General features: G+C 41.2%; 10 protein-coding genes. 3 read left to right on the top strand and 7 right to left on the bottom strand.

From position 1 onward, the window contains the following. Nucleotides 1–2 precede the first annotated feature (2 nt). Together CGC64_RS07915 and CGC64_RS07920 are read right to left on the bottom strand one after the other, a co-directional pair. Nucleotides 3–647, bottom strand: coding sequence for a 3'-5' exonuclease (locus CGC64_RS07915; RefSeq protein ID WP_005677453.1), 645 nt, complete (start codon nt 645–647; stop codon nt 3–5). 2 nt (nt 648–649) lie between these two features. Beyond that, nucleotides 650–1,315, bottom strand: coding sequence for a DUF5063 domain-containing protein (locus CGC64_RS07920; protein ID WP_005677454.1), 666 nt, complete (start codon nt 1,313–1,315; stop codon nt 650–652). 124 nt (nt 1,316–1,439) lie between these two features. On the opposite strand from CGC64_RS07920, the gene CGC64_RS07925 reads away from it, so the two are divergent. Genes CGC64_RS07925 through trxB form a run of 3 tightly spaced genes read left to right on the top strand, consistent with a single transcriptional unit; the run spans nt 1,440 to nt 5,595 of the window. Continuing rightward, entirely contained in the window at nt 1,440–3,938 is a 2,499-nt protein-coding gene (locus tag CGC64_RS07925) for an FtsK/SpoIIIE family DNA translocase (protein ID WP_032855127.1), read from the top strand. 19 nt (nt 3,939–3,957) lie between these two features. Then, a complete protein-coding gene (locus CGC64_RS07930; RefSeq protein WP_005677456.1) occupies nt 3,958–4,605 on the top strand; it encodes a LolA-like putative outer membrane lipoprotein chaperone in 648 nt (215 codons plus the stop codon). Between the two features lie 39 nt (nt 4,606–4,644). Next, complete coding sequence (trxB, locus tag CGC64_RS07935) at nt 4,645–5,595, top strand: thioredoxin-disulfide reductase (RefSeq protein ID WP_005677457.1); 951 nt, start codon at nt 4,645–4,647, stop codon at nt 5,593–5,595. A 733-nt stretch (nt 5,596–6,328) separates the two neighbouring features. Here trxB and CGC64_RS07940 read toward each other — a convergent pair. Genes CGC64_RS07940 through CGC64_RS07960 form a run of 5 tightly spaced genes read right to left on the bottom strand, consistent with a single transcriptional unit; the run spans nt 6,329 to nt 12,650 of the window. Further along, entirely contained in the window at nt 6,329–7,624 is a 1,296-nt protein-coding gene (locus tag CGC64_RS07940) for a thioredoxin domain-containing protein (protein WP_005677459.1), read from the bottom strand. 13 nt (nt 7,625–7,637) lie between these two features. Then, nucleotides 7,638–8,804 carry a pepsin/retropepsin-like aspartic protease family protein gene (locus CGC64_RS07945; protein ID WP_005677460.1) on the bottom strand — a complete coding sequence of 389 codons (1,167 nt, stop codon included), beginning with the start codon at nt 8,802–8,804 and terminating at the stop codon, nt 7,638–7,640. A gap of 1 nt (nt 8,805) precedes the next feature. Continuing rightward, the gene (locus CGC64_RS07950; RefSeq protein ID WP_005677461.1) at nt 8,806–10,521 is read right to left on the bottom strand and encodes a S8 family serine peptidase; all 1,716 of its coding nucleotides are present in this window, start codon (nt 10,519–10,521) and stop codon (nt 8,806–8,808) included. Between the two features lie 33 nt (nt 10,522–10,554). After that, on the bottom strand, nt 10,555–11,568 hold the full coding sequence (locus CGC64_RS07955; protein ID WP_005677462.1) for a TlpA family protein disulfide reductase: 1,014 nt from the start codon (nt 11,566–11,568) through the stop codon (nt 10,555–10,557). 38 nt (nt 11,569–11,606) lie between these two features. Continuing rightward, the gene (locus tag CGC64_RS07960) at nt 11,607–12,650 is read right to left on the bottom strand and encodes a hypothetical protein (protein ID WP_005677463.1); all 1,044 of its coding nucleotides are present in this window, start codon (nt 12,648–12,650) and stop codon (nt 11,607–11,609) included. Between the last annotated feature and the right edge of the window lie 24 nt (nt 12,651–12,674).

Here is a 12,674-nt window from a genome sequence, read left to right on the forward strand (position 1 = left end):
TTTTATTTATCTGATTCTATTAAATGTTCTTCTTTCTTTTCTTCGGGAGCTATTTCATAATTGCCTGTCCGCTTTAGTTCTTGCAGCAGGTTGTAGATGTTGAGGCATGCCCAGGCGTCGGTGGCGGCGTATTGTTTTTGTCCATCACTCAACACATCCGCTTCCCAATTGGACAGTCGTTGCGATTTGGAAATTTTTTCCTTAAATAAAATGGCATAAATCTTTTGGAGGCTTTTGTCCTGTATGCCGAACTGACGTACATAGTCCTGCAATTCGATACAACTCTGTTGGTTGAAAGGAGCACGTTTATGCAACATCATAAAGTCGTCTTTCAGCGAAAGCCCCACCTTAATAATTCCCGGGTTCTCAAGCAAGTCAACCAATGGCTGTGTAAGTCCCGTCATATTGAGCCGGAACAGAAAACAACATTCTTCGGAAGAAATCTGGAGAAGCGCTACTTTGTGTGATTGCCCTTTTGTGAAAGAGGGCCGCGTTTCGCTGTCGATACCCAATATCGGCTGCGACAACAGGTAGGCTACCGCCTTTTCCGTTTCCGATTCCGATTGGATAACATGGATTCTTCCCGGAAAAACTACTTTCGGGAGTTCCTTTAATTCGTCTTTATCAATGGTTCTTCTTACAATCATTTTTATTTTTCATCATCGTGACAATGGCAACTGCCTTCGTGGCAGTGACATTCGTCGTCATGGCAATGACAACCGCCTTCTTCACAACAACTGTCGTCTTCGCTTGGTTCGTAAAATCCTTCTTCGTTGTTTTCTTCCTCTTCTTCGTTGTCCTGCAGATTATACTTCACGTCGTGGAGGGCGCGCAGTGTATTAACCAGCTTTTGTCCCCACAACATTCCGAAGTTTTCCTGACAAATGGCCAGCGAATCGTTCATCGTTTCGTTCAATCCCAGTTGGAAAACAAAAATAAAGTCTTTGATATCTTGATAAATATCAGCCAAATCTTCAGATATGGACTTCTTGATAGGCTGGTCGCTGTATACCATATCCTGCACAAATACGTCCAGATAATCATCCTTGTCTCCCATTAATCCTGCAAGGTTGATACGAAGAATTTCATAAATTTCTTCAGTCACATACGTCTCGGGTGCCTCATCCCCGATCGTCTCACACTTCGGCAGCATGGAGGCTTTGAGATAGAGTAAAGGCAGTATTTTCAATGATGTATCAACGAAAGTGCTGCGCTTCATGCTTTCGGCACGTTCGAGGAATGCACAAAATTCGGCGGCTACCGTTACGAACTCAATTACATTCTTATCAAATATCGTTTGGCTTTCTTTTTCCATAATCAGCGTTGATTTGAAACGCAAAGGTAAGAAAAAGGATTGAATGAGCGTAGCGCTCGTTATTTTTTTATTATTTTTGCGGCTTAGATTACGATTCCAATTTTATAAAAAGAATAAAAGACTCATGGCAAAAAAAAAATTAGATAAGGAGGTCGAACGTACTCCCTCTTCTCCGGGTAAAATCGCAGCAATTTTAAAGAATGAGACTGTCCACTTTGTTATCGGATTAATGTTGGTCATTTTTTCCGTTTATTTATTGTTGGCTTTTTCCTCTTTCTTTTTCACGGGAGCTGCCGACCAGAGTATTATCGACAGTGGAAATCCGGCAGACCTGTCGGCGGTCAACAATCATGTGAAGAACTACGCTGGTTCGCGTGGGGCGCAGTTGGCTCATTACTTGATTAATGATTGCTTCGGTGTCTCTTCCTTCTTTATTCTTGTCTTTTTGGCGGTGGCAGGATTGAAGTTGATGCGTGTGCGTGTTGTCCGTCTGTGGAAGTGGTTTATAGGTTGCACATTGTTACTGGTATGGTTCTCTATATTCTTCGGATTTGTGCTTATGGATCATTATCAGGATTCTTTCATTTATCTGGGCGGTATGCACGGATACAATGTCAGCCGTTGGCTGATCTCTCAGGTCGGTGTACCCGGGGTGTGGATGATTCTGTTGATAACGGCTATTTGCTTCTTTATATATATAAGTGCGCGTACAGTGATTTGGTTGCGCAAACTCTTTGCATTGAGTTTCCTGAAACGAAAGAAGAAGGAGGAAGAAGAGCTTGCCACTACCGGAGAAGAACCGCAGGAATTTACGACCTCCCAACCGCAGGAAGTAGAATTTAACTTGAAACGGACATACAAACAGACACCGCCTCCGGCACCTGTAATGGATATACAGGCGGAAGAACCCCAAGAAGAATTTCCGGTGAGTGAACCGGAAACGGACGATATATCCTCCGCTTCATCCGATGAGAGTGAAGGAGTAACCATGGTGTTCGAACCAACCGTTTCCAATGTTGTTCCTCCTTTGGGGGGAGAGTCTTCGGAGGATGAAGAACCCGGTTTTGAAGTGGAGTCTGCCGCTTCGGAAGAAGAATATCAGGGACCGGAAATGGAACCTTATAACCCGACAAAAGATTTGGAGAATTATCGTTTCCCCACGATCGACCTGATGAAGCATTTTGAAAACGACGATCCGACAATTGATATGGATGAACAGAATGCCAATAAAGACCGTATCATCAATACGTTGCGCAGCTTCGGCATTGAAATCAGCACGATTAAGGCAACGGTCGGTCCTACGGTTACTCTGTATGAGATAACTCCCGAACAAGGCGTGCGTATCTCCAAAATTCGCGGATTGGAGGATGATATTGCGTTGAGCCTGTCTGCTGACGGTATCCGTATCATTGCCCCGATACCGGGCAAGGGAACCATCGGTATTGAGGTACCGAACAAGAATCCGAAGATTGTTTCCGGGCAAAGTGTTATCGGAAGCAAGAAATTCCAGGAATCCAAGTTTGACCTGCCTATTGTGTTGGGAAAGACTATTACGAATGAAGTCTTTATGTTCGACCTTTGCAAGATGCCGCACGTATTGGTGGCAGGTGCAACCGGTCAGGGTAAGTCTGTCGGTCTGAATGCAATTATTACTTCCTTATTATATAAGAAACATCCGGCTGAACTGAAGTTTGTCCTGGTCGACCCGAAGAAGGTAGAGTTCAGCATCTACTCGGTCATTGAAAACCATTTCCTTGCCAAACTTCCCGATGGCGGTGAACCGATTATTACGGACGTGACGAAAGTAGTGCAAACTCTGAATTCCGTCTGTGTGGAAATGGATACCCGTTATGACCTGTTGAAAATGGCTCATGTACGTAATGTCAAGGAGTATAATGAGAAGTTTATCAACCGTCGTCTGAATCCGGAGAAAGGACATAAGTTCATGCCGTATATTGTCGTTGTTATCGACGAGTTCGGTGACCTGATTATGACGGCAGGTAAGGAGGTGGAACTTCCGATTGCCCGTATCGCCCAGTTGGCGCGTGCTGTCGGTATCCACATGATTATCGCTACACAGCGGCCGACGACGAATATCATCACGGGTACGATTAAAGCCAACTTCCCGGCCCGTATCGCTTTCCGTGTATCCGCCATGATGGATTCCCGAACGATTCTTGACCGTCCGGGTGCCAACCGTCTGATTGGTAAGGGAGATATGCTTTTCTTACAGGGAGCTGATCCGGTGCGTGTGCAATGTGCCTTTATCGATACGCCGGAAGTAGAGGAAATCACGAAGTTTATTGCCCGTCAGCAAGGATATCCTACTCCTTTCTTCCTGCCCGAGTATGTGAGTGAAGACAGCGGTAGCGAAGTAGGGGATATTGATATGGGGCGTCTTGACCCGTTGTTTGAAGACGCTGCCCGGTTGGTGGTTATTCATCAGCAAGGTTCCACGTCGTTAATTCAACGTAAGTTTGCTATCGGTTATAATCGTGCCGGCCGTATCATGGATCAACTTGAAAAGGCTGGAATCGTCGGTCCTACGCAGGGAAGCAAAGCGCGTGACGTACTTTGCATCGATGATAATGATCTTGAAATGCGTTTGAACAATTTGCAGTAATCAATCGTTTATTAATCAAATGAGGAAATACATTTTTAGTGTTTTAATAGCTTTACTGTCATTGCCTGTGATTGCTCAACAACAGCAGTCGCAGGCTAAAGCTGTTCTTGATAAGACAGCCGAAGCATTTCGTAAGGCAGGCGGAGTGAAGGCTGATTTCATTATTAAATCTGTGACTAACGGTTTGGTGGAAGGGTCGGAAAGCGGTACGATTCAGTTGAAAGGAGAGAAGTTCGTATTGAAGGCGTCCGAAGTGATAACCTGGTTTGATGGGAAAACGCAATGGAGCTATGTAGTCAGGAATGATGAAGTGAACGTCAGCAATCCGACACAGGAAGAACTGCAACAGATTAATCCGTATACATTCCTGTATATGTATCAGAAAGGATTTTCCTATAAACTGGGAACAGTAAAGACTTACGGGGGAAAGGCTGTCTGGGAAGTAATTCTCATAGCGAAGGATAAGAAACAGGATTTGGAGCGTATCACTCTTTATGTGACGAAGAATACGTATGAGCCTCTATATATTCTGCTTCAGCAGCGTGATCAGCAGACGCGTAATGAGATTACCGTGACAGGTTATCAGACACGGCTGAATTATGCGGATAGTATTTTTTCTTTTGATAAAAAACAATATCCGAATGCAGAGATTATTGATTTGAGATAAAATGTTTTTGAATAACAAAACGATAAAGGTATAATTAAAATGGCAGAAATAGAAAAAGTTAAGTGCCTGATTATTGGTTCAGGACCTGCCGGATATACGGCAGCGATTTATGCGGGACGTGCAAACTTGTGTCCGGTGCTTTATGAAGGATTGCAGCCCGGCGGTCAGTTGACGACAACTACGGATGTTGAAAACTTCCCCGGTTATCCGGAAGGTATCAGCGGACCGCAGTTGATGGAAGATTTGCGTGCACAGGCGAGCCGCTTTGGGACAGATGTACGTTTCGGTATTGCTACTGCAGCGGATTTGAGCAAGGCTCCTTATAAAATAACGATTGACGGAGAAAAAGAAATCGAAGCGGAGACGTTGATTATCTCTACCGGGGCAACAGCTAAGTATTTGGGACTGGAAGACGAAAAGAAATATGCGGGAATGGGTGTCAGCGCTTGTGCTACCTGCGATGGTTTCTTCTATCGTAAGAAAGTGGTTGCCGTAGTCGGTGGCGGTGATACGGCTTGTGAAGAAGCGGTTTATCTTGCCGGACTTGCATCGAAAGTATATCTGATTGTCCGTAAGCCTTTCCTGCGTGCATCGAAGATTATGCAGGAGCGCGTGATGAATCACGAGAAGATTGAAGTTCTTTTTGAACACAATGCTGTCGGTTTGTACGGTGACAATGGAGTGGAAGGTGTAAACCTTGTGAAACGTTGGGGTGAACCGGATGAGGAACGTTACAGCCTGCCTATCGACGGTTTCTTTCTGGCTATCGGTCATCAACCGAATTCTGATATATTCAAGGATTATCTGGATACGGATGAAGTGGGTTATATCATTACAGATGGTGCCAGTCCGCGTACGAAAGTTCCCGGAGTGTTTGCTGCCGGAGATGTGGCCGACCCTCATTACCGTCAGGCTATTACAGCGGCGGGAAGCGGATGCAAGGCTGCTATTGAGGCAGAACGTTACCTTTCTGCAAAAGGACTTATCTGATAAATATAATGTTCAGTATAAAACCGAAGGATAGTAATCACACAATTCCGGTGTGGTAACTCTTAAAATAAAAACGGTGGACATCGGTTAGAAACTAGTGTCCACCGTTCTTTTTATATTGGGTTTACTCTAAGATGATTTACACTTGGTTAATACGCTTCAATCTCGTCCAGCCATAATTCGGCAGGAATCACTTCCGGACCATTGATAAAGATAAAAGAAGAAGAGAAATACTTTCCTTCATGATCCTAAAATGTGTGTTAAGTTATAAATAGATTTGACACGACAAATTTGTAATTTCTGTTTGTACAAAATTATTTGTGCCTATTGCTTTATGCGTATAAAAGAATGGATCTTGTTTCTCTTTCTTATACAAGTTGTTTAAAGAACAGACTTTGTGTTTATAATAAAAAGTGAGAACGTTTATTATAAACGGGTCTTAAGTTTATTATAAACGATTATTGGCTGAACTCTTGAAAAATGGGTGAAGAATTTAAACAAAATGGGGCGAAATCCTTGCAGACTTCACCCCATTGTTAGTTCTTACAGTACACTTGCGTGTATGCAATCTGATGATTTATGTCTTTATTTTTGTATGTTTCATACCTGTTGTTTCTGATTCGTTTCTGCAAATATACAAAATAAAAAAGGAAAAGTCAATACCCTGTTTCCGTTTTGAAGCTGAATACATAGGCAATGGTGGCTGGCATCAATACCTCTTTCTCCATTGCTATTATTTGAGAAGCTGTTCCTCAATGATTTGCACGTACTTCTCCGGAGTAGCTCCGACTTCGACGATAGGTTTGCCGCCTACCGGAATAAAGAAAAGAGTCGGCAGCGCCTGTACTCCGAAATGTTTGCACAAGTCTTTCTCTTTATCCGCATTCACTTTATAAAACATGACTTTTCCCTTATACTTTTCAGCCAATTCTTCCATTTTCGGAAGCAGTCTCATGCAAGGGCCGCACCAAGTTGCCCAAAAGTCAACAACCACAGGTTTGTCTCCATTATAAACGAAATCATTTCCTGTCCGGTAATCAAAAATATGTTCCAGAAAGAATTGGCGGGTAATCGGATTCATCTTGCCGTCTTCCGCTTTGACTTCCGTTACTTTAGCTTCCGATTCGGGAATAGGAACCAAGTCGAAAGGCTGGAAGTATATTTTTTGATGAACATAATCAATGGACAAAATGCCGTAGTCCAATAGTTTCTTTCCTAAAACAGAATGTTTCAGAGATGGATTCCTCACGGCAAAGGCATCGTCTATCTTTGTTTTCACGAATATTGTTTCCGGTAAGGTCAGGCTTTCTTCTTCTTGTGCCGTCTCTTTATAGCCGATTGAAACTTTTTGCGGAGTTCCCTTCGGATAAAGTGTGCTACACTCGTTAAAGTCTTTTTCAGTGAGGTTGATTAATCCGTCGCTCCATGTATCTAAAATAGGAAAAATTGTTTTATCTTGAATCGATATCGAACATACTATACCTAAACCTGTTATCAATTCAAAATTTTCTCTATAGTTTAGTTTCATGTACGAAGGTCGGTACGGCTGAGTGATAGTGATCTTTTTTCGTCGCATGTCAATGGTCAAGACGGAAGTTCGGAATACTGCAGAATTCAATACTCCCATTACTCCCAGTTTGCGTAGATAAGGTTCATCTTCTAATATGAATGTTGGCAGACTATTGCTGAATGTATTATTGCCAATAGTTAAGGTTCCTATTTCATAGATCTTCTTTACGGGAACCTGTTTGAATTTGAAATTCTGATAACTTCCAAAACTACTGGCGTTTTTCGTGTTGATTTTCAGTTGGTTGACAGCTTCCGGAAGTAATGCATTATGTCCGGCTAAATCAAGTACAAAATTTGCTGTTTCTCCATTTATATTGGCTTCTATGATAATCTTTCCATCGATTGTTTTAAATGGAATGATTTCCGTCATACTGTTCTGTGTTTGTGCTTTTATGCCTGAAATAAAACAAAAAGCAATCAAACATATATGTATTTTTATTATCATATTTCTCAAATTCATATTGTTTTAAAGTCTATCTTTCTTTTTTGATTTCTATTTTTCTCTCCTGATTGTCCTTTTTAATAATAATATATCCTGTATCTCCGGGAATAGCGTTCATTATCTCTTCTATAGCAATCTGGCTCATCGGACAGTTGCTTAATGAGGTTCCGTTGATATTGATTACCTGATCACCGAAAGATACTTGGTCTTTCATACTATCCCATATCGTTGTGATTTCAAATCGTTCGTTGCGTGGCAATATACTCACATTCCAAAGAACGGGAGCACCTCCCATATCAGTTTTCCCTTTTTCGAATGGGAGGAAGAAGAAGCGTTTACGCATATAGTCTATAATCACTTTTCCATATTTCAGCAAGTCTACTCCTATGATTGTTTCATTCATTATGCTTGTCGTGCAGCCTATGTTTGTGAATTCCTTATCCATGATACGAATAGAAGGTATGTTCAGTTTTTTGATTTCTACAGGACTTCCCAGTCCGGTTAATCCGGCAGATACAATCCCATGTGCATGATTTGTTTCTTTTATATCGGATATATCAGCCAGCCTGTTATAATCTTGTATCGAATATAGTAGAAAACCTTCTGCACCAGTGTCAAACAATATTTTCATTGTCTGTTCTTCTTGCTTGACAGTGATAAATGAGTGATATTCCGTTTCATCCAGAAGAGGAACTCCGTCTGTTAGTTTCAGTTTCTCGGGGCGATAGGGATAGTTGATGACCATGATTCTATAGCGAGAGTCGAATGTTACTACAGATTGTGAGAATGCGTCTCCACCGAGAATGCCGGCGACTCCTAAATCTGTGAAAAAAGGATCTTTGGGCAGCACCATTGTTTTTAATAGCTTGATTTGGTAACTATTGCCGATGGATACATTGGAGACATATGCTTCTTGATAGTTTTGTCCCTGTCCGTTCACATCAGAAATGCGTGTATATCCTGCAGCGTTTGCCTGCATTTCAAGGGCTATATCGTACATCGTTCCAGTTTTGCCACCGGTGTCGACGATATATTTCGTTTTAACGCCGTTGATTGTGACAGGAATAATGATTTTGTTGTGTACCAATTCATAGGGAATAGTGTCGCAAACCTTATTTTGGATTTGCGACATACATTCCTTTCCATAGATTAGAAACATTAACAGCCATAAACCGGTGAGTATCTCTGCTCTTTTCATATCATTTCTTTTGCGAATTCATTTTTTCTGCTTCTAGAATAGCTTGATAGGCGTTAACAATACCTCCGGAGATACATAAATCATCAAAAAGGAATAAATCTTGTGAAGGTCTGTCGTCTACTCGAATGCCTTTTTCTACTTCTACTCCTTTGCGTGAGGTTACACTTTTTAATAGAATATCACGGATTTGTGAGCCGGTAAGCTTTGGAAAATAAGATTTTATGAGTGTGGCTACTCCGGCTACGGTAGCGGCCGCTAGTCCTTCTCCTGTTCCTGTTCGGTAAGTGTCTCCCATGTATGCAGAATATATATCTGTTCCCGGAGCATAGATATCTAGTGTATTTGCTCCATAATTTGTATCCATAACCGGATTTCCTTTTTTATCAGAAGAGGCGACTATCATAAGATTGGTGAGTTCTTTGTCTTTACTCATTTTCCGGTTCGGGAAGAATTCTACTTTGTCCATATCGATAGATGTATTCCACGCGGGAACTATCACTATGGCTCCTTTCTTTTCCGCTTCTTTCAATTCATGGATTATCCATTGTTTTTGTTCCTCGGGGTATAACATATTCTGTTCAGGCAATACAATCACATCTGCTCCGTGGCTGACTGCATAATGAATGGCTAATGCCATATCTTTCAGGTAAGGTTCCCCTTCTCCTGTACAGATACGTAGCGTCATGATTTCTGCTTGATCGGCAATGCCATCGCTTCCTATTTTATTGTCACGTTTAGCAGCTATAATTCCTGCCTTCATTATGTTGGTTGCTGCATCGGATGTAAGTAGTATATTATTTCCATAATTGTTGTCATTTATGTCCATTGGGTTGTCACCTGTAATTTCTTTTCGTTGGTCCGTACCATATTTTCTTAAGGCTTCTTCGTAAGAGGCTTTAGCTGTTTCCACACTTTTCTTACCCATATTTTGGTATACAGGTTCCCATTTATCTGTATTATATAAACTGAAATAATAGGCTGTACATACAAAGGCTACTTCAGAGAGGCTGTCCCTTTCCGCTTTAGGGTCATAACAACTTTGAAACTCCTCGACGGTTAATTCTTTTCTAGGGAAGCGCTGCTTCATGTCTCTATTAAATTTTTCAACGTATTCTTCGATGACATAAGCAAGTTGCAGACCACTGTAAGTACTTCCTATTCTGGATTCGGGCATTACTTTATATCGATAATAGTTATATTCTTCCATGTTTTCCGGTGCAGCTACTTCCTGACGTGTTCCATTAATAATTTTATAATACTTTTTCCCATCAAAAATATAGTCTGCATATTTATCTTTCAAGCGGAAGAATTCACGTTCTCCTTCTCTCGTCAAAGACTCCACAACTTGAGCATCTTTGCCCCCGAGGAAGTTCCAACCATTAATATCATCAATGAGACCATTTCTATCATCATCTTTTTGATTTAATTTTTCTTTGGGATTGATCCATATAGCCTGTCTCAGATCTTCGTGTTCCACGTCCATTCCGGTTCCGATTAATGCGACAATCGGCCTTTTCTTGAGTTTCTTTTTGTTAGCATTCAAATATTCATAGGCTTTGTTAACTTCAGCGCCATATACACTGTCTCTGTCGAAAGAACAATTGTACCAGTCCAGTTCGGATTGTTTTTTTTGTTTTTCAACTTTTTGTTTTATTAATTGAGCTGATGTAATTCCACAAATAAGGCAGCATAAGATAAGGGATATAAGTTTTTTCATTGTAGGATGAGTTATGATATTTATATAGTCAGATTAATTTCTAGCTTTTAATATGGCTTCACGTACTTGTTCTCCGCGGACATTACGTGCTATTAGTTTTCCTTCTTTGTCAATGACTACAAGGAAAGGGATGGCATAAAAGCCATAAGCTGTCTGGATAGCACTTGGAGCTTCATTACTTTTCGGAAAGCCTGTTTTATCCCACAGCATTACCCAGGGAAGTTTTTCTTCGTCCAGCATCTTTTTCCACTTAGCTTGGCTATCGTCTAGTGATACGCTGATGAACTCCAAATCGTCAGCTTTCAGTTCATTATATATTTTTAGCATACTACGCATCTCCTTACGACAAGGGCCGCACCAGGAAGCACAGAAATCCAAAACGACAATTTTACCGCGAAAGTCTTTTAAATTGACCTTCTGATCATTGACATTCGTGAAAGTAAAGTCCGGACATTCTGCACCAATAATTTGGTGGGAAAGGATTTTGACTCTTTCTACCAGCCAGCGGGCAGATAAAGAGTTTCGCTCATCATCGGAAATCATATCCAATAATTTCTTATTAGAGTAATAGTCATTTACATTGGCCAGATAAGCAAGCGCGGATACCATATTAGGTGACAGTTGCGCGTTAGCTGGAAGAGAAACAGTTGCTGTGTCCGGGTCTTTATCTGCGGGTAAATATTCTTGCAGAGTGAGAAACGAGTCGATACCTTTAAACGACAGGGAACTTTGTTCGGGATTTGTCTCATCATAGTAGCCGATGATGTTCACTTCATGGTTCTCGAAATATATTTTTTCTTCCGTTTTTCCGATTCGCAATGTGTAGATATCGGGTTGAATCAGCTTCTGTTCTGTGGCGAACTCTTTATTGGGTTGGAGTTCACAGCTAAGAATAAGTGTTCCGTTCAGGTCATTCACTTGCAAAGTGGTTGGTTTCAGTATTCTTAACTTGCCTTTAATTTGTAGTCCATCTTTGCACCACGAACTTGTCGTGGCGCATAAGAAGGACGAAAAAAATAAAATGAAAAGTTTCTTTGTTGATATCATAGAATTGTATTTAAATAATAATCGTCACAGGAGAATAGTTACCAGTCAAATCCTGGCCAGGGATCGTCATCGTCTCCACCGTCTTCATCGTTGTTACCCGGTATTTCTGGATGAGGCTGAATATCCCAGTCATTCGGACCTTTAGCTATGGCTTCCAAATCAATTCCATAATTCTCCTTCATGTATTTGCGTACGAAAGCGAATTTCTCAATAATAAGCGGGAATTGACTGTATCTTTCGGTACTTTCGGCTTCCGTATAATATAATGATAGTAAGGCATATCCGGCAAATGTTGCTTCCCGGGTCGGGTTGCTGCCGTCATATTCTTCATTCAGTGTGAATTTATTTGTATTTACAGTACCTGGAAATCCCCTGTTCAAGTGAAAATCAGGACTGTCTGTTTCCCAAAAATAGAATGATATAGGAGTCACGTAATCCAAACCACGGTTGAATTCTTCGGGAATGGTAATTAGCCTTTTTTCTACAGCAGCCTTTATGATATTACCGAGAATCATTTTCCGACGTTGGCTGAACGTTACTTGGTCGTCCGGCATAATATATTTGTCGGTCATTTCTGCCTGAGGTCCGAATAAACAGGTACTCCAGTAATCCAGACCATTAATGATTTCGTGCATGGCATTATTTTGTTTGATAACGACTGCTCCCAAATCTATTTCCGTTGCTATATGCACATTATAAGCCATATACCAATATAACGGTAATAATTTGCTTGTAACCTTTTTACACTTTTCGTTATTGAGGTAGGAGAATACATGTTTCTTCATAAATTCCGTATAGAACTTCGCCATTTCATCGTTGATACACCCTTCCCCTTTATAATTTGTGGATGCACCTCCTGTCCAGCTACGATTGAAATCTTCATCTTGCAAATCTTTATAAATCAGATAGACGCCGAAATCTTTTTGTATTTGTGAGATGTCATCATCCCAGCTATTCGTTCCTTGGGGAACTTTGAAACGTAATTCAATGCCTCCTTCTGTGGGGGTAAGTGCATCTTCTTCATAGCATGAGGTGAATGCTATGCAAGTGAGGAGTCCCCATAATAAATATATATTTCTCATATTTGTTTCTTTTTTAAGTTACTG

Origin of the sequence: Bacteroides caccae (assembly GCF_002222615.2) — a bacterium.
Taxonomy (GTDB): Bacteria; Bacteroidota; Bacteroidia; order Bacteroidales; family Bacteroidaceae; genus Bacteroides; species Bacteroides caccae.

Bases quoted from the DNA above. Each gene is read 5' to 3' on its own strand.
- CGC64_RS07920 (WP_005677454.1), bottom strand. From the start codon at position 1,315: ATGGAAAAAGAAAGCCAAACGATATTTGATAAGAATGTAATTGAGTTC.
- CGC64_RS07945 (WP_005677460.1), bottom strand. From the start codon at position 8,804: ATGAAAAGAGCAGAGATACTCACCGGTTTATGGCTGTTAATGTTTCTA.
- CGC64_RS07925 (WP_032855127.1), top strand. From the start codon at position 1,440: ATGGCAAAAAAAAAATTAGATAAGGAGGTCGAACGTACTCCCTCTTCT.
- trxB (WP_005677457.1), top strand. From the start codon at position 4,645: ATGGCAGAAATAGAAAAAGTTAAGTGCCTGATTATTGGTTCAGGACCT.
- CGC64_RS07930 (WP_005677456.1), top strand. From the start codon at position 3,958: ATGAGGAAATACATTTTTAGTGTTTTAATAGCTTTACTGTCATTGCCT.
- CGC64_RS07915 (WP_005677453.1), bottom strand. From the start codon at position 647: ATGATTGTAAGAAGAACCATTGATAAAGACGAATTAAAGGAACTCCCG.
- CGC64_RS07955 (WP_005677462.1), bottom strand. From the start codon at position 11,568: ATGATATCAACAAAGAAACTTTTCATTTTATTTTTTTCGTCCTTCTTA.
- CGC64_RS07960 (WP_005677463.1), bottom strand. From the start codon at position 12,650: ATGAGAAATATATATTTATTATGGGGACTCCTCACTTGCATAGCATTC.
- CGC64_RS07950 (WP_005677461.1), bottom strand. From the start codon at position 10,521: ATGAAAAAACTTATATCCCTTATCTTATGCTGCCTTATTTGTGGAATT.
- CGC64_RS07940 (WP_005677459.1), bottom strand. From the start codon at position 7,624: ATGAATTTGAGAAATATGATAATAAAAATACATATATGTTTGATTGCT.